General features: G+C 72.9%; 14 protein-coding genes. 9 read left to right on the forward strand and 5 right to left on the reverse strand.

What is annotated here, in order from left to right:
- Positions 1 to 124: 124 nt before the first annotated feature.
- On the reverse strand, positions 125 to 1,909 hold the full coding sequence (locus CYJ76_RS09295; protein ID WP_070703569.1) for an acetyl/propionyl/methylcrotonyl-CoA carboxylase subunit alpha: 1,785 nt from the start codon (positions 1,907 to 1,909) through the stop codon (positions 125 to 127).
- Positions 1,910 to 1,991: 82 nt separating this feature from the next.
- Between CYJ76_RS09295 and CYJ76_RS09300 the strand changes: the two genes are divergently transcribed.
- From CYJ76_RS09300 to CYJ76_RS09340, 9 genes are all read left to right on the forward strand, one after another.
- On the forward strand, positions 1,992 to 2,927 hold the full coding sequence (locus CYJ76_RS09300; protein WP_101849939.1) for a PfkB family carbohydrate kinase: 936 nt from the start codon (positions 1,992 to 1,994) through the stop codon (positions 2,925 to 2,927).
- 118 nt (positions 2,928 to 3,045) lie between these two features.
- Positions 3,046 to 4,230 carry an acyl-CoA dehydrogenase family protein gene (locus CYJ76_RS09305; RefSeq protein WP_070703571.1) on the forward strand — a complete coding sequence of 395 codons (1,185 nt, stop codon included), beginning with the start codon at positions 3,046 to 3,048 and terminating at the stop codon, positions 4,228 to 4,230.
- Between the two features lie 7 nt (positions 4,231 to 4,237).
- Positions 4,238 to 5,851 (forward strand): acyl-CoA carboxylase subunit beta, encoded by a 1,614-nt coding sequence (locus tag CYJ76_RS09310; RefSeq protein WP_070703572.1) that lies wholly within the window; start codon positions 4,238 to 4,240, stop codon positions 5,849 to 5,851.
- A 514-nt stretch (positions 5,852 to 6,365) separates the two neighbouring features.
- Complete coding sequence (locus tag CYJ76_RS09315) at positions 6,366 to 7,619, forward strand: lipase family protein (RefSeq protein ID WP_083323420.1); 1,254 nt, start codon at positions 6,366 to 6,368, stop codon at positions 7,617 to 7,619.
- A gap of 42 nt (positions 7,620 to 7,661) precedes the next feature.
- Positions 7,662 to 8,534, forward strand: coding sequence for a siderophore-interacting protein (locus CYJ76_RS09320; RefSeq protein ID WP_101849940.1), 873 nt, complete (start codon positions 7,662 to 7,664; stop codon positions 8,532 to 8,534).
- A gap of 48 nt (positions 8,535 to 8,582) precedes the next feature.
- Positions 8,583 to 9,704 carry an iron-siderophore ABC transporter substrate-binding protein gene (locus tag CYJ76_RS09325; protein WP_101849941.1) on the forward strand — a complete coding sequence of 374 codons (1,122 nt, stop codon included), beginning with the start codon at positions 8,583 to 8,585 and terminating at the stop codon, positions 9,702 to 9,704.
- Positions 9,701 to 10,798 (forward strand): FecCD family ABC transporter permease, encoded by a 1,098-nt coding sequence (locus CYJ76_RS09330; RefSeq protein WP_414467287.1) that lies wholly within the window; start codon positions 9,701 to 9,703, stop codon positions 10,796 to 10,798. Before CYJ76_RS09325 ends, CYJ76_RS09330 begins: the two co-directional genes overlap by 4 nt.
- The gene (locus CYJ76_RS09335) at positions 10,795 to 11,826 is read left to right on the forward strand and encodes a FecCD family ABC transporter permease (RefSeq protein ID WP_101849942.1); all 1,032 of its coding nucleotides are present in this window, start codon (positions 10,795 to 10,797) and stop codon (positions 11,824 to 11,826) included. The genes CYJ76_RS09330 and CYJ76_RS09335 overlap by 4 nt, the downstream gene beginning before the upstream one ends.
- Before the next feature lie 44 nt (positions 11,827 to 11,870).
- Complete coding sequence (locus tag CYJ76_RS09340) at positions 11,871 to 12,659, forward strand: ABC transporter ATP-binding protein (RefSeq protein ID WP_070704209.1); 789 nt, start codon at positions 11,871 to 11,873, stop codon at positions 12,657 to 12,659.
- A gap of 68 nt (positions 12,660 to 12,727) precedes the next feature.
- Here the strand turns inward: CYJ76_RS09340 and CYJ76_RS09345 are convergent, their stop codons facing one another.
- Genes CYJ76_RS09345 through CYJ76_RS09360 form a run of 4 tightly spaced genes read right to left on the reverse strand, consistent with a single transcriptional unit; the run spans position 12,728 to position 17,431 of the window.
- Positions 12,728 to 13,423, reverse strand: coding sequence for a Maf family protein (locus CYJ76_RS09345; RefSeq protein ID WP_101849943.1), 696 nt, complete (start codon positions 13,421 to 13,423; stop codon positions 12,728 to 12,730).
- 31 nt (positions 13,424 to 13,454) lie between these two features.
- Positions 13,455 to 13,793 carry a cupin domain-containing protein gene (locus CYJ76_RS09350; protein WP_144043069.1) on the reverse strand — a complete coding sequence of 113 codons (339 nt, stop codon included), beginning with the start codon at positions 13,791 to 13,793 and terminating at the stop codon, positions 13,455 to 13,457.
- A 22-nt stretch (positions 13,794 to 13,815) separates the two neighbouring features.
- Positions 13,816 to 15,606: an ABC transporter ATP-binding protein gene (locus CYJ76_RS09355; protein ID WP_101849945.1), complete on the reverse strand. Its 1,791-nt coding sequence runs from the start codon at positions 15,604 to 15,606 to the stop codon at positions 13,816 to 13,818.
- Positions 15,596 to 17,431 carry an ATP-binding cassette domain-containing protein gene (locus CYJ76_RS09360; RefSeq protein ID WP_101849946.1) on the reverse strand — a complete coding sequence of 612 codons (1,836 nt, stop codon included), beginning with the start codon at positions 17,429 to 17,431 and terminating at the stop codon, positions 15,596 to 15,598. The genes CYJ76_RS09355 and CYJ76_RS09360 overlap by 11 nt, the downstream gene beginning before the upstream one ends.
- Positions 17,432 to 17,447: the final 16 nt, after the last annotated feature.

Raw genomic sequence — 17,447 nt, forward strand, 5'->3', positions numbered from 1 at the left:
ATCGACGTCCGAGAGGGGACACGCCGGGCAGGACCCGGGGGCGCCGGGCACACAGCGAAGGGGCCCACCGACCGGACAGGTCAGTGGGCCCCTTCGCGTGCGCCGGGCGGCGCTCAGCGAGCGGTCACTCGGCGTCCTTGATCTCGCAGATGACGCCACCGTTGTTCACGGTCTCGCCCACGGCGGCCTTGAGCCCGGTCACCACACCGGCCTTGTGCGCCTTGATGGGCTGCTCCATCTTCATCGCCTCGAGCACCACCACCTGGTCGCCCTCGGCCACGGTCGCGCCCTCCTCCACGGCCACCTTCACGATGGTGCCCTGCATCGGCGCGGTCACGGCGTCACCGGAGGCCGCCGCGGCACCACCGCCGCCGCGCTGGCGCTTGGGGGCCTTCTTGCGGGCGCCACCGGCGGCCGCGCCGCCACCGCCCAGGGCCAGGTCGCCGGGCAGGGTCACGGCCATGCGGCGGCCGTTCACCTCCACGAGGATCTCCTGGCGCGGGGCCTTCTCCTCGGCCTCCGCGGTGGGGCCGGAGTACGGCTCGATGGTGTTGTCGAACTCGGTCTCGATCCAGCGGGTGTGCACGCTGAACGGCTGCTCCGGGTCGGCCGGGGCGAACGCCTCGTCACGCACCACCGCGCGGTGGAAGGGCAGCACGGTGGGCATGCCCTCGACGACGAACTCGTCCAGCGCGCGGCGGGAGCGCTCGAGGGCCTCGGTGCGGGTGCGGCCAGTGACGATGAGCTTGGCCAGCATGGAGTCGAACGCACCGGCCACGGTGTCGCCCTCGACCATGCCGGAGTCCACGCGGACGCCGGGGCCCGCGGGGGTGCGCAGCGTGGTGGCGGTGCCGGGGGAGGGCATGAAGTTCAGCCCCGCGTCCTCGGAGTTGATGCGGAACTCGAAGGAGTGGCCGCGCACCTCCGGGTCGTCGTAGCCCAGCTCCTCGCCGGCGGCGATGCGGAACTGCTCGCGCACGAGGTCGATGCCGGTGACCTCCTCGGTGACGGGGTGCTCCACCTGGAGGCGCGTGTTCACCTCGAGGAAGGAGATGGTGCCGTCGGTGCCGATGAGGTACTCGCAGGTGCCGGCGCCGACGTAGCCGGCGGCCTTGAGGATGTCCTTGGAGGCGCGGCGCAGCTCGGCGTCCTGCTCCGGGGTCACGAAGGGGGCCGGGGCCTCCTCCACGAGCTTCTGGTTGCGGCGCTGCAGCGAGCAGTCGCGGGTGGAGACCACCACGACGTTGCCGTGCTGGTCGGCCAGGCACTGGGTCTCCACGTGGCGGGGGGAGTCCAGGAAGCGCTCCACGAAGCACTCGCCGCGACCGAAGGCCGACACGGCCTCCCGCACGGCGGAGTCGTACAGCTCGGGGATCTCCTCGCGGGTGCGGGCCACCTTGAGGCCGCGGCCACCGCCGCCGTAGGCAGCCTTGATGGCCACCGGCAGGCCGTGCTCGTCGGCGAAGGCGAGCACCTCCTCGGCGGACTCCACCGGGTCCTTGGTGCCCGGCACCAGGGGCGCGTTGGCAGCATCGGCGATGTGGCGGGCCTTCACCTTGTCGCCCAGGGAGTCGATGGCCTGCGGGGAGGGGCCGATCCACGTGAGGCCGGCGTCGATGACGGCCTGTGCGAAGTCGGCGTTCTCGGCCAGGAAGCCGTAGCCGGGGTGCACGGCGTCCGCGCCGGCGTCCTTGGCCACCTGCAGCAGCTTGTCCACCACCAGGTAGGACTCCGCCGGGGTGTTGCCCCCGATGGAGTAGGCCTCGTCGGCCACCTTCGTGTGCAGCGCGTCGCGGTCGGCGTCGGCGTACACGGCGATGGAACGGATGCCTGCATCGGCGCAGGCGCGGGCGATTCGGACGGCGATCTCGCCACGGTTGGCGATCAGCACGGAGGTCACAGGAGCCATGGGCGGCACTCTAACGTGGCGCGGCCCACACCTCGCGCGCGATCCACGCCGTACCGGGCACGGCGTGGTGCACCCTTGGGGCATGTCGAGGACCCCGCGCGTCATCCACACCGCCCAGGCCCTGGTGGACGAGGTCGTCCACGTGCCCGCCCTTCCGCGGCGTGGCGGCAACGTCATGGCCTCCAGCACCACGCGGGAGGTGGGCGGCGCGGTGACCATCCTGCGTGCGGCGGCCCGGTCCGGCGCCCATGCCGTGCACGCCGGCTCGGTGGGGGCCGGGCCCAACGGCGACCTGGTCCGCGAGGCGCTGGCGGCCGACGGCATCGCGCTGACCAGCCCGGAGGTCCCCGACCAGGACACGGCGGTGTGCGTGGTGCTCGTGGAGCCCTCGGCCGAGCGCACCTTCGTCACCGCGATGGGGGCCGAGCGCGTCATCAGCCCGGAGTCGCTGCAGACGAGCGAGCCGGTGGACGGCGACCTGGTGTGCGTCAGCGGGTACAGCCTGCTGGAGCCCACCCGCGACCCGCTGCTGGCCTGGCTGCGCGGGCTGCCGACGGGCGTGCGGGTGGTGCTCGACCCGGGCGCGGCCTTCGAGGGGCTGGACGCCGCCCTGCAGCGCGAGGTGCTGGCCCTCACCGACGTGTGGAGCAGCAACGCCGAGGAGGCCGAGGCCCTGGTGGGTGCCCCCGCCGACACCGACATGGCCGAGCTCGCCGCGCAGGTGGCCGGGCTCCTGTCGGCCGGGTGCCTCGTGGTCGTGCGCGACGGCGACAAGGGCTGTGCCGTGGGCGACGGGGGAGCGGTGGTGGCCGTGCCGGGCTTCCCGCAGGATCCGGTGGACACCAACGGTGCGGGCGACACGCACACCGGCGTGCTGTGCGCCGAGCTGGCGGCCGGTGCCGACCCGGTGGCCGCCGCGCGCCGGGCCAACGCGGCCGGGGCGCTCAAGGTGACCCGCCACGGGCCGGCCACGGTGCCCACGGCCGCCGAGGTGGACGCCTTCCTGGCCGGGCGGTGACCCGACCTCCTCGGCACCACCTATGCTCTGCGATGGTGTGACCCGCGCCACGGCGCGAGGGCGCCTCGACGCGCCCGGACGCACCGCCCCCCTGACCCCGCCACGAAAGGCCTGGAGCATGTTCGAACTGTCCAAGGACCACGAGGACTTCCGCCAGGTCGTCCGCCAGTTCGCCGAGGCGGAGATCGCCCCGCACGTGGAGAAGTGGGACGCCGAGTCCTACTTCCCGACCGAGCTCATCCCCAAGATGGGCGAGATGGGCCTGTTCGGCCTGGTGGTCCCCGAGGAGTACGGCGGTGCCGGCCTGGAGGACGAGGGCCCGTTCACCTACCTGTGCCTGGCCATCGAGGAGCTCGGCCGCGTGGACCAGTCCATGGGCATCACGCTCTCGGCCGGTGTGGGCCTGGGCATCAACCCGATCCTCACCTACGGCTCGGACGAGCAGAAGCAGCAGTGGTTGCCCGACCTCGTGGCCGGCCGCGCCCTGGCCGGCTTCGGCCTCACCGAGCCGGACGCGGGGTCCGACGCCGGCGGCACCCGCACCAAGGCCGAGGTCGTGGACGGCGAGTGGGTCATCAACGGCGCCAAGGCGTTCATCACCAACTCGGGCACCGACATCACCTCCTGCGTGACCGTCACCGCCCGCACCGGCACCAAGGAGAACGGCAAGCCGGAGATCAGCGCCATCATCGTGCCGTCCGGCACCCCGGGCTTCACCGTGGAGCCGGCCTACCGCAAGCTCGGCTGGCACATCTCCGACACCCATGGCCTGACCTTCGAGAACTGCCGCGTCCCCGAGGCCAACCTGCTGGGCGCTCGCGGCGAGGGCTACAAGCAGTTCCTCAAGACCCTCGACGACGGCCGCATCGCCATCTCGGCGCTCGCGGTCGGCCTGGCGCAGGCCTGCCTGGAGCACTCCACCGAGTACGCCAAGACGCGTACTGCGTTCGGGAAGCCGATCGGCGCCTACCAGGGCGTCTCGTTCCAGGTGGCCGACCTCAAGGTCAAGGTGGACGCCGCGCGCCTGCTCACCTACAAGGCCGCCTGGCTCAAGGACGAGTTCGACGCCGGCCGTCGCTCGATGCAGGAGGTCAAGATGGCCGCGTCCGTGGCCAAGCTGTACTCCACCGAGGCCGCCATGGATGCCACCCGTATCGCCACCCAGGTCTTCGGCGGCAACGGCTTCATGGAGGAGTACCCCGTGGCCCGCTTCTACCGCGACGCCAAGATCCTCGAGGTCGGTGAGGGCACCAGCGAGGTGCAGCGCATGCTCATCGCCCGTGGCCTGGGTCTGGAGGCCTGATCCACCGATGACGACCACCACCAACGCAGGCGAGACCCCCGGCGTGCAGCCCTTCGCCGACGCCACCCCCGGCGGCGACGAGAAGGTCGCCGACGTCCGGCGCCGCCTCAACGAGGCCCACGCGGCCTCCGGGGCGCCCACTGAGAAGGCCGCCGCCAAGCTCGAGTCCCAGAACAAGCTCTACGTCCGCGATCGCATCGCGCTGCTCTTCGACGAGGGCTCGTTCGTGGAGGACGGCCGCTACGCCAACGCCACGGCCACCGGCCTGCCGGCCGACGGCGTGGTCACCGGGCGCGGCACCGTGGACGGACGCCCCGCCATCGTCATCGCCAACGACCCCACCGTGAAGGCGGGCTCGTGGGGTGCGCGCACGGTCGAGAAGATCGTCCGCGCCACCGAGACCGCGCTGCGCGAGGAGCTGCCGGTCTTCTGGTTCGTGGACTCCGCCGGCGCCCGCATCACCGACCAGGTGGAGCTCTTCCCGGGCCGCCGTGGCGCGGGGCGCATCTTCCACAACCAGGTGGCGCTCTCGGGCAAGGTGCCGCAGATCTGCTGCCTGTTCGGCCCGTCGGCCGCCGGTGGCGCGTACATCCCCAGCTTCACCGACGTGGTGATCATGGTGGAGGGCAACGCCTCCATGTACCTGGGCAGCCCCCGCATGGCCGAGATGGTCGTGGGCGAGAAGGTCTCCCTGGAGGAGATGGGTGGTGCCCGCATGCACTGCACCGTCTCCGGCGTGGGTGACATCCTCGTGGCCGACGACACCGAGGCCATCGAGACCGCGCGCATGTACTTCAGCTACGTGCCGCAGAACTGGCACACGGAGCTGGAGCCCTACGAGGCCGAGGAGCCGGCGTACCCGCTGGAGCGCACCACGGTCCCGGAGGCAGAGTCCGTGCCGTTCGACATGCACGAGGTCATCGACGGCCTGGTGGACGACGACAGCTTCTTCGAGATCAAGGAGCTGTTCGCCCCCGAGCTGGTCATCGGCTTCGCCCGCATGGACGGCCGCACCGTCGGCATCGTGGCCAACAACTCGGCGGTCAAGGGTGGCGTGCTGTTCACCGACTCGGCCGACAAGGCGGCGCGCTTCATCTGGCTGTGCGACGCCTACTCGATCCCGCTGGTCTACCTCGTGGACGTGCCGGGCTTCATGATCGGCTCCGAGGTGGAGCGCACCGGCATCATCCGCCACGGCGCCAAGATGGTCTCGGCCGTCTCGTCGGCCACGGTGCCGCAGTTCTGCATCGTGGTGCGCAAGGCCTACGGTGCCGGCCTGTACGCGATGGGGGGTCCGGGCTTCGCGCCCGACGCCACCCTGGCTCTGCCCACCGGCCGCATCGCAGTGATGGGCCCGGAGGCGGCCGTGAACGCGGTGTACGCCAACAAGATCGCCGAGATCGAGGCCGAGCAGGGCCCCGAGGCGCGTGAGCAGTTCGTGCTGCAGATGCGTGAGGAGTACGTCAAGGACGTGGACCTCGAGCGCCTGGCGGCCGACCTGGTGATCGACGGCATCATCGAGGCCGACGCGCTGCGCGAGGAGCTGCTGAAGCGGCTGGAGTTCGCCCGCGGCCGCGAGCGCCACTTCTCGACGCGGCGTCGGGACGTGCCGCCGGTCTGACCGGCGCGGACCTCCCACCACCTGACGCGCGGGTCCGCCTCTCGACGGTCGAGAGGCGGACCCGCGCGTCCATCGACGCCTCGGCCGCCCCGGAGTGAGGGCTGGCTGCAGGCCCACCGGGCAAGGACGTGAGCATGGGCGGAAAGCAGCGCACGGAGCTGCCGGGGATGGTGCGCGAGGATCCCGTGCCCCCCCCGCCGGCGGTGTCGTCCACTCCAGTGATGAACCGCACCGTGGCGTCCCGGACCACCATCGCCCCAGCGCAGGTCCGGGACGCCCCAGGGGCACCAGGGTCGGTTCGGCGGGCCGTGGGCGGAGCGCCGCGGGCGTACCGGTGGAGTGCGGTGCCCGGGACGGCAATAGCCTGGACCTCACGCTGCGCCCCATGTGATGCCGGAGGCGCCCACGCGGCATCGTCAAGACATGGTCATGGTGGGCGTGACGCCCTGTGTCGGGCGCGTGACCTGTGGTCTGATCCCGAAGGCCCCTGTTCACACGCTTCGGAAGGACCCCCGTGCGCCGCGCCCTGCCCACCCTCACCCTGTGCCTCACCGCCGCCCTGGCTGTTCCCGTCTCCGCCGGGGCCGGGACCCCGCTGGGGGCGACGACCACCACCGCCGCCGCACCGACCGCCGATCCGGTGGACCCGGCCTTCTACGAGACCCCCGCGGACATGCCCGACGCCCCCGGTCGGCTGCTGCGCCGCCAGACGATGGAGTTCCTCCTCGACCCGGCCGGCGCGCACACCATCGAGTACTCCGCCGAGCGCCTGCTCTACACCTCCACCGCGTCGGACGGGCGCACCGTGGCCACCTCCGGCTTCGTGCTCACGCCCAAGGCGCCGTGGCGTGGCGAGGGCACCCGCCCCGTGGTCGCGCTGGCCCCTGGCACCCAGGGCCTGGGCGACCAGTGCGCACCCTCCCGCTCGGCATCGCTCAACCAGTACTACGAGCTCGAGGGCATCCGGAATCTCGTGCGCGCCGGCTACACCGTGGTGGTCACGGACTACCAGGGCTTGGGCACCGAGGGGGAGCACACCTACATGGCGCGCACCCCGCACGGCCGGGCGCTGCTCGACGCCGCCCGGGCCGTCACCGGCACCGACGCCTTCGGGGTGAAGGGAGCCCGCGTCGGCCTGACCGGGTACAGCCAGGGCGGGGCGGCCTCGGCGGCCGCAGCCGAGCTGGCACCCACCTACGCCCCGGAGCTCGACGTGCGGGGCGCCGCCGTCGGGGCCCCGGCCGCGGACCTCGCGGAGGTGGCGCCGAAGGTGGACGGAACGATGATGTCCGGCCTGGCCTGGTTCGCCCTGGCGGGTCTGGATGCCGAGTACGACCTGGATCTCGAGCGGGTGCTCAACGAGCGGGGGCTGGCGAAGGTCGCCGAGGCACGTACCCAGTGCGTGCCGTGGGCGCTGACCCAGGCCTTCCAGAAGACCTCCGAGTTCACCCGTGACGGCCGGTCCTTCGCCGAGCTGTTGGCCACCGACGAGCGGCTCGCCGCCGCGGTGCGCGCGAACCGGCTCGGCTCCGTGGCGCCGGCGGTGCCCTCGGTGGTGACGCACTCGCTCGCCGACGACACGCTGCCCTACGCGCAGGGGCGCCAGATGGCCCGGGAGTGGTGCACGGGTGGGGCAAGCGTCCGGCTGTACTCGGCGGCCACGCCCACCCACGTGGGTGGCTACGTGCCGCACTCGCTGAGCCAGTCGGTGTTCTTCGGCACCGTGTTCTCCGGGAAGGCCCCGGTGAACACCTGCGGCGAGTTCTGAGGAGATTTGTTTAGCCTTACCTAAGTCCAAGTGAGGAGTGTCATGTCCCAGCCCCCGCAGCAGTCAGTCCCCGGGTCCGGGCCCGGGGGTCGCCCGCCCCGCCCCGTCCGCAGCGCCCGTGTAGATGCCGTGGAGTGGCTCACGCCCGAGATGGTGCGGGTGTGGCTCACTGGCGAGGGCGTGGGCGCGCTGCCGGAACTGGAGCACACCGACCACTACGTGAAGCTGCTCTTCCCTCCCGCAGGTGCGCCCTACGGCCACCCGGTGGATCGGGAGAAGGTGCAGGCCGAGCAGCCTCGCGAGTGGTGGCCCGTCACGCGCACCTACACGGTCCGTACCGTGCGGAACGGCCGCATGGCCCTGGACTTCGTGAGCCACGGGGACGAGGGGCTGGCCGGCCCCTGGGCAGCCTCCGCGCAGCCGGGCGACCGCATCACCTTCCTGGGACCCGGTGGAGCGTGGTCGCCGACGCCGGAGGCCCACCACCTGCTGGCGGGTGACGAGTCGGCGATCCCCGCCGTCGCGGCCGCCATGGAGCGCATCATTGCCACCGGCGGCACCGCCCAGGTCTTCGTGGAGGTGTCCACCGCCGAGGCCGTTCCCGAGCTGCCCGAGGGAGAGGGCATCGAGCTCCACCGGGTGCTGCGCGACGGGACCGCTCACGGGCACGCGCTTGCGCACGCGGTCAGGGAGAGGGGGCGACTGCCCGAGGGGGTGCAGGTCTTCGTCCACGGCGTGGCGGAGATGGTCAAGGAGATGCGTCGCCACCTCTTCGTGGAGCACGGCCTGTCGAAGGCGGATGTGAGCATCTCGGGCTACTGGCGCACGGGCTGCACCGAGGACGAGTGGCAGGCCGGCAAGCGTGACTTCATGGCCCAGCTGGAAGCCGAGGAGGGTCGACTCGAGCAGGGATGAACTTATGGTAGCCTCTCCTTATCCATTTCCGAGAAGGGGAGATCCTCCATGCGTCGTTCGGCTTCCTCCGTGGCCCTGCTGGCCACCCTGTCGCTCACCCTCACCGCCTGTGGCGGTGACTCCGAGAAGGAGGCGAGCAACTCCTCCAGCGAGGCGGCCGGGTCCTCCAGCCCGGCAGAGTCCTCCAGCGAGGCGGAGTCGGGTGGGGACGCTGCCTGGGAGCCCGTGACCGTGGAGCACGCCTTCGGCAGCACCACCGTCCCGGAGGAGCCCGAGCGCGTGGCCACCATCGACTGGGCCAACCAGGAGACCCCGCTCGCGCTGGGCATCTCCCCGGTGGGCATGGCCAAGATGACCTGGGGCGACGACAACGGCGACGGCATCCAGCCGTGGACCGACAAGGCTCTGCAGGAGCTCGGTGCCAAGGCCCCGGTGCTGTTCGACGAGACCGACGGCTACGACTTCGAGGCCATCGCCGAGTCGGACCCCGACGTGATCCTGGCGGGCTACTCGGGCATGTCCGAGGAGGACTACGCGACGCTCAGCAAGATCGCCCCGACCATCGCCTTCCCGGACGCCCCGTGGGCCACCGAGTGGGACAAGGCCATCCTCCAGAACGCCAAGGGCCTGGGTCAGGAGGCCGAGGGTGAGGAACTGGTGGACGAGCTGAGGGGCGAGATCGAGAAGGCCGTGGCCGAGCACCCGGAGATCAAGGGCAAGAGCGCCATGTTCATGACGCACGTCGACCTCACGGACCTCTCGGAGATCAACTTCTACGCCGCCGACGACACCCGTTCCAAGTTCCTCGAGGACCTGGGCATGAAGATCCCCGACAGCATCAAGAAGCACAGCGAGCCGGGCAAGTACGCCGGCAAGATCAGCACCGAGAAGGCTGACGAGCTGGCCGACGTCGACGTGATCATCACCTACGGCGGCGGGGAGCTCTACGAGGCGCTGTCCGCCGACCCGGTGCTCTCGCAGCTGCCGGCCGTCAAGAACAAGGCCATCGTGGCCCTCGACGGCGAGTCCCCCGTGGGCGCCGCTGCCAACCCGACCGCGCTGTCGATCCCGGAGAACGTGCCGCTGTACGTCGAGGAGATCTCCAAGGCGCTGGCCGGTGAGGGGTCTGGTGCCAAGGCCTCCGGCGCCAAGGCCTCGTCCGCCAAGTGACGGAGCCCACACAGCCCGAGGGGCCCGCGGTCCAGTCGACCGCGGGCCCCTCGGGGACCCCGGACGTCGCCCACCCGTCCGTCGTGACGGCGCTGGCGCGGGTGCGCCGCCTGCGTGGACTCGTGCTGCTGGTCATGGTCGCGGTGCTGCTGGTGACGGCGTGGATGTCGGTCGCCATCGGCTCGCGCTCGGTCGGACTGGACGACGTCTGGGCCGGCATCACCGGCGACGTCGACGGCTTCGACCAGGCCGCGGTGGCCAAGCGGGTGCCACGCACCGCGCTGGCGATGGTGGCCGGTGCCGCCCTGGCGGTCTCCGGTCTGGTGATGCAGGCGGTCACCCGCAACCCGCTCGCCGACCCCGGCATCCTGGGGGTCAACGCCGGCGCTTCCCTGGCGGTGGCCGTCGGCATCGCCTGGTTCGGGCTCACCCAGCCCACATCGTTCATCTGGGTGGCCATCGCCGGTGCGGCCGTCACCGCCGTGACCGTCTACGTCATCGGCTCGATGGGGAGGGGCGGCCCGACCCCGCTCAAGCTGGCCCTGGCCGGTGCGGCGTTCACCGTGGCCCTGACAGCGATGGTCTCGGCCGTGGTGCTGCCGCGCCAGGACATCGGCCTCAACGTGGTCTCGTGGCAGATCGGCGGCGTGGGCGGCGCCACGGAGGCCGTGCTGCTGCACGTGCTGCCCTTCCTGGCTGTGGGCTTCGTGGTCGTCTGGGCAGTCAGCCGGGGGCTGAACCTGCTGGGGCTCGGCGACGAGGTGGCGGCCAGCCTGGGCGAGCGCGTGTGGATCACCCGCGTTGTGGCCAGCGCGGCCGCCGTGGTGCTGTGCGGTGCGACCACCGCCGTGGCCGGCCCCATCGGGTTCGTGGGCCTGGTCGTCCCGCACTTCTTCCGCCTGCTCATCGGCATCGACCACCGCTGGCTCGTACCCTTCAGCGCCCTGGGCGGTGCCGTGCTGCTCACTGCGAGCGACGTGCTGGGGCGAGTGGTCACCCCGCCGGCCGAGCTCGACGTGGGCATCATCACCGCGCTGGTGGGGGCGCCGTTCTTCATCGCCATCGTGCGACGCAACAAGGTGAGGGAGCTGTGAGCACCACCGAGGAGCTGGTCCGGTCCGGACGCCGTGCCCGGCAACTGCGCTGGGCGGGCAGCACGCTCGCGCTGGGCGTCGTGGTCGTGGCGTTGGTGGGCGTGAGCCTGACGCTCGGCGACCCCGCCTACTCCTTGGGAGAGGTGTGGGCGGTCGCCACCGGCGATGACGCGGGTGGGGCCGAGTTCATCGTCGGCGAGCTCCGCATGCCCCGGGTGGCCATGGCGACCGTTGCCGGCGTCGCGTTCGGGCTCTCCGGCGCCACCTTCCAGACCATCCTTCGCAACCCTCTGGCGAGCCCCGACGTCGTCGGCATCACCGCCGGGGCGAGCGCTGCGGCGGCCATCGGCATCATCTCGATGGGATGGACCGACACCCGGGTCTCGGTCATGGCGGTCCTGGCGGGCCTGGGCGTGGCCGCGGTGGTCTACCTGCTCTCGTGGCGGGGAGGTCTGCACGGCACGCGCCTGGTGCTCATCGGCATCGGCGCGGCCGCCATGTTGCAGAGCGTGGTGGCCATCCAGCTGGAGAAGGCGCAGCGGGCCCAGCTGGCCGAGGCCCTGCGCTGGCTGACCGGCACCCTGAACGGTGCCACCTGGGCCTCGGTGGTGCTGCCCGCGGCTGCGGTCGTGGTGCTGGGCACCGTTCTGCTGGCCAACGCGCGGGAGATCAGCATCGGGCAGCTGGGCGATGACGCCGCGACCGCCCTGGGAGTGCGCGTGGAGCGCAGCCGGATGCTCGCGATCCTGTCCGCGGTGACGCTCATCTGCATCGCCACGGCGGCCACCGGCCCCATCGCCTTCGTGGCCTTCCTGGCCGGTCCCATCGCCGCACGCGTGGTGGGACCGAACGGCTCGGTGCTCCTGCCGGCCGCGCTCACGGGCGCTGCACTGGTGCTGGGCGCCGACTGGGTGGGGCAGAACCTCACCCCCTTCCGCTACCCGGTGGGAGTGGTGACCGGCGTGCTCGGCGCCCCCTACCTGCTGTACCTCATCATCCGCACCAACCGCACTGGAGGCAGCCTGTGACCGTCTCGGAGACCCCCGGCACGGCCGTCCGCGAGGACGACGTCCTGCAGGTGCACGAGCTGTCGCTCGGGTACCAGGACCACGTGGTGGTCCAGGACCTCACCCTGGGCCTCCCGGAGGGGAGGGTGACGGTCATCGTCGGACCCAACGCCTGCGGCAAGTCCACCCTGCTGCGTTCCATGTCCCGGTTGCTCAGGCCGCGCAACGGACAGGTGCTGCTGGAGGGCGAGCACGTGCACCGCATGCCCGCCAAGCAGCTCGCCCGGCGGCTGGGCCTGCTCCCGCAGTCGCCGGTCACCCCTGAGGGCATCACCGTCGGTGACCTCGTGGGGCGGGGCCGTCACCCGCACCAGCGGATGTTCGCGCGGTGGAGCCGCGAGGACGACCGAGCCGTGGCGCAGGCGCTGGAGGCGACAGAGGTGACGGCGCTGGCCGACCGTCCGGTGGACGAGCTCTCGGGCGGCCAGCGCCAGCGGGCGTGGATCGCGATGGCGCTGGCCCAGGAGACGGGCGTGCTGCTGCTCGACGAGCCCACCACCTACCTGGACGTGCGCCACCAAGTGGAGGTGCTGGACCTCCTCACCGATCTCAACCAGCGCAAGGGCACCACCGTGGTGATGGTGCTGCACGACCTCAACCTGGCCGCGCGCTATGCCGACCACCTCATCGCGCTGGCGGGGGGCAGGCTCGTGGCCGCCGGCAGCCCGCAGGAGGTCATGACGCCCGCGGTGATCTACGAGGTCTTCGGCATCGACAGCCAGGTGGTCACGGACCCGGTGGCGGGGACGCCGCTGATGGTCCCCATCGGACGCCACCACCGGCCCGGGGCCTGAGCGGGTTCGATCCAGCGACGACGAGGGCGGCGCGGACAGGTGCCCGCGCCACCCTCGTGCGTGGGGTCTCAGCCCCAGAACTCGTGGACGCCGAGCCCGGCCTCGCCCAGCAGGTCGCGGAGCACCGGCATCGAGAGGCCCTGCACCCCGCTGGGGTCCCCCTCGACACGGGTGATGAACGCCGCGGCGCGCCCCTCCAGCGTGAACGCCCCCGCCACGTGCAGCGGCTCCCCGGTGGCCACGTAGGCGTCGACCTCCTCGTCGGTGACGTCGGCGAAGTGCAGGGTCGTGGACGACACCCCGCCCAGGGTGGCGCCGGAGCCGGCCTCGCCGTCGGGGTCGGTGTCACGCAGGTCCACCAGCCAGTGGCCCGAGTGGAGCACGCCGGTGCGCCCCCGCATCGCCCGCCAGCGCTCGGCGGCCACCTCGGGCGTGCCCGGCTTGCCGAACACCCGCCCGTCCACCTCCAGCACCGAGTCGCAGCCGACCACCACCCACGCGTCCGCGTCGTCCTCCACCTGGGGCACCACGGCCTCGCACTTGGCCTGGGCCAGCAGCAGCGCCACCTCCTCGGGGGCCAGCGCCTCGCCGCGGACCTGCTCCGCCCGGGCCAGGACGGCGTCCTCGTCCACCCCGGAGACCTCCACCCGGGCCTCGATGCCGGCCGCGGCCAGCAGCGCGCGGCGTGAGGCGGACTGGCTGGCCAACACCAGGCGGTGGCCGGGGGTGACGTCGGGGGAGGGGGACTCGGGCGTGTGGGTCATGCCCCCGAGGCTAGTGGGCCGTGGGTAGCCCTCAGGCACCGATGTGCATGGTGAGCACGAAATGCGTCGGCTCCTCCGCGAGGACGGCGTGCTCCACCATCCGCGGCAGGTTGACCACGTCACCGGCCACCATCTCGTGGTCCTCACCGTGCACCGTGAACCGCATCCGTCCGGCCACCACGGTGATGCTGATGCGGTGGGCGGCCTTGTGCTCGGCCAGCTCGGTGCCGGCGTCCATGGCGAAGCAGACGGTGCGCACGTGGTCGTCGGAGACCACGGTTGTGCCGCGCACCTTCCCTTCTTGGATCGGGGCGCCGGCGATCACACCGGTGGCGACGGGAAGTTCGGCGGAGGTGGGGTGTGCGCTCATGCGGCCACAGTAGACCCGCCCGTCACCGGTAGCCCGCGGCCTGGATGCGGTACAGCTCGGCGTACCGGCCACCCGCGGCGAGGAGCTCGGCGTGGGTGCCGGCCTCGGCCACCTGCCCCTCGTGGAGCACCACCACCAGGTCCGCGGCCGAGACCGTCGAGAAGCGGTGGGTGATCAGCAGCGTGATGCCGCCGGCCGCCCGGGTGCGGTGCCCGGCGCGAGCGAACCCGTCGAACAGTGCGTGCTCGGTGGCCGGGTCCAGGGCGCTGGTCGGCTCGTCCAGCACCTGCAGCAGGGGAGCGGTCCGCATCATCCCGCGGGCGATCGCCAGGCGCTGCCACTGCCCGCCGGACAGGCCCACCCCGCCGTGCTCGGGGCCGATGCGGGTGTCCAGGCCGTCCGGCAGGGCGTCCAGCACGTCGGTGGCCGCCGCCCGCTCGAGGGCGTCCAGCACCGTGGCGTCGTCGTCGGACCGGTCGAGCGCACCGATGCGTATCGCCTCGCGGGCGGTGGTCTGCAGCGCGAGGTGGTCCTGGAAGGCGCCGGAGCACCGGGCGCGCCATGCCTCGAGGTCCAGCTCGCGCAGCGGCACGCCGTCCACGAGCACCTGCCCGGCGTCGAGTTCGTACATGCCGGTCAGCAGGTTCACCAGGGTCGACTTGCCGGCCCCGTTCTCCCCCACGACGGCCACCGTCGCGCCGGCCGGCAGGTGCAGGTCGAGCCCCTCGACCGTGGGCCGCTCGGCCCCGGGGTAGGTGAAGGTCACGTCCCGCAGGTCGACGCCGTGGCGCAGCTCCGCCGGCGGTGCCAGCTCGCCGGGGTGGCGGGTGGCCGCGGCGTACTCCTGCAGCCACAGCGCCCGCTGGCCGACGCGCACCATCCGGCCGGCGAGGAAGGAGGTGCCCAGCAGCCGGGTGGCCAGAGTGGGCAGCTCGCCGACCACCACCACGGCCGCCGCCACGGTGCCCGGGCCGATGCGGCCGGCCAGCGCGTCCTGCACCAGCCACCACAGCAGGGCCCCGCCGGCCGCGAGGTACAGCGTGGAGACCGCCACGTTCAGCAAAGCCCCGCGGCGCTCGGCCCGCACCACCGGCTGGCGCCAGCGCCGGGTCGCGGCACCGGACAGGTCCGCCAGGTGACCGCGTGCCCCCATCACCCGCAGCTCGGCGGCCGCGGCGGGGGAGGTACGGGCGTCCAGCAGGCTCCCGGCCAGGCGGCCGGCGGGGGCGGCGGCCTCCTCGGCGGCGGCGTCCCAGCCGGTGATGGTGCGCGCGGCCCACATCGCCGGCAGCAGGCCGAGGGCCAGCAGCAGCAGGCGTGGGTCCACCAGGAAGGCCGCCACGCAGGAGGCCACCACCGCGCCGCCGTTGTTCAGCACGTTGACGAACGACTGGAAGGCCATCCCCATCGCACCGCGGCGCTCGGAGAGCACCTGCAGAGCGTCGCGGTGGGCAGGGTCCACGAGGTGGTCGAGGGTGGGCAGGGTGCCGGACTGGCGGCCGCTGCGGGCGTCGAAGGCGAAGCCCAGCCGGTCGTTCACGTGCATCCGCTGCGTGAGACCGAGAAGCATGAGCAGCCAGACCAGGCCGTGGCTGCCCACCAGGCCCGCGACGCCGAGAACCAGCCGCGTGGCGTCGTGCTCGACCGCGCCGGCGACGACCAGGCCGACGAACAGCGGCGTCAGCGAGACCAGGACGTTGCCCAGTGGCTCCAGGAGGCTGACCACGAAGGCCAGCGGCCCGTTGCGCCAGGCGGCCGCCACGACGAAGCCGGTGGCCCGCAGCGGCGAGGGGGTGGGGACGTCAGCGCGCACCGGGGGCCTCCTGGTCGGGGTGTGGTCCGTCGTCGGGGCCATCGCCGGCGAAGCGGCTGGCCTGCAGGGTGAACATCCGCGCGTACTCGCCGCCGGCGGCCAGCAGCTCGTCGTGGGTGCCGTCCTCCACCACGCCGCCGGGACCCAGCACCACGATGCGGTCGGTGCGTCGCACGCTGGAGAGGCGGTGGCTCACCAGCACCGTGGTCACCTGGCCGGCCGAGCGCAGCAGCTGCTCGAACAGGTCGGCCTCCACGCGGACGTCCAGCGCGGCGGTCGGCTCGTCGAGCACCAGCACGCCGGCGCCCTCGTCGACGGCCGCCAACGCCCGGGCCAGGGCGACGCGCTGCCACTGACCGCCGGAGAGGTCCGTGCCACCGGCCAGCTCGGGGTCCAGGGGCACCTCCAGACCGCCGACGCGCTGCAGCAGGCTGGTCGATGCCGCGGTGGCCAGGGCGCGGCGCGTGGCCTCGGCGGCCGCCTCGCCGCCGGCGGTGCGGGCGGCCGGGGCGCCCAAGAGCACGTTCTCCCGCAGGCCCAGGGGGTAGCGCGCGAAGTCCTGGAAGATCACCGAGACCCGCTGGCGGGCCGCGTCGTCGGTGCCGGGGTCGGCGCCGCCCACGCGCACCGTCCCCGCATCGGGCCGGTGCAGGCCGGCCACCAGCTTGATGAGGGTGGACTTGCCGACGCCATTGACGCCCACCACGGCCACCGACTGACCGGCGGGCACCTCGAGGCTGAGGTCGCGCAGGGTGGGGGCGGCGGCACCGGGGTAGGTGAAGGTGACGCCCCGCAGGCTGAGGCCAGCCGCCCCACCACCGGCGCGGGGGGCCGCGACAGCGGGCGGACCGGCCTGGGCCTCCAAGTCGGCCAACCGACCGGCGTAGAGGCGAGCACGCGCCGCGGAGACCGACAGGTCGCCCAGCGGGCCCAGAGCGGACAGGCCGGCCAGGGCCTGCACGACGGCCACAAGGGTGGTGGTGCTGACCGCGCCCACCCACGCGTCGTGGGCGGCCCACCCGGTGGCCGCGGCGGTGGCCAGCAGCACCAGGGCGCTACCGAGCAGGGAGGGCCGCATGGCCGCCGCGCGCCGGGCCTCCACGCCGCGCTGGGCGGCGGTCCACACGGTGGCGTGAGCGTCCAGCAGGTGCTCGGTGAGCCCGAACAGGCGTACCTCCTTGCCCGCCGAGCGGTCCAGGAGTAGCCCGTGGAGGTAGCCGGCCATGCGCCGCTCGCCGGACTCGGCCTCCAGCAGGTCGCGCTGGACGGTCTGGATGTAGGCGGTGAACAGCTGCCCGAAGGCCAGCTGCGCGACCAGCAGCAGCACCGCCACCAGCACCGACCAGCCGGCGACCACCACCAGCGCAGCCACCCCCTGGGCCCGGACGCCCAGGGCGATCCAGCCCTGGTGGGTGGCGGTCAGGCCGAACTGGCTGCGCAGGTCGGAGGTCAGCGCCGTCAGCTCACCGGAGGTGGCCGGGTCCTCCAGGTGCGCCGTGCCGTGCGGGGCGTCGGCCAGGGCGCCCAGCCGGTCCAGCTGGGCGGCGGTCATCCTGGCCTGGTGGCTGGAACCCAGCCAGCCGAGCAGCGCGTTGCACACCGGGACGGCGGCGAACCCGGCCACCGTGGCCAGCAACCACCGCTGGGTCGTGGCCGCCGGGGCACCCCCGGTCAGCGCGCCGATGAGGTGGGCCGTGGCCAGCACGGACGCCAGGCTGGCGGCGGCGCTGCCCAGCACCAGCAGCCAGCCCAGCACCACGTGGGTGGGGGAGGCCCGCCAGGCGTCCCGGCAGAAGAGCGCCTCGCGGCGCAGCAGCTCGGTCATGCGAGGAACCTACGCA

Origin of the sequence: Kytococcus schroeteri (genome assembly GCF_002847825.1) — a bacterium.
In the GTDB taxonomy this organism is placed as follows: domain Bacteria; phylum Actinomycetota; class Actinomycetes; order Actinomycetales; family Dermatophilaceae; genus Kytococcus; species Kytococcus schroeteri.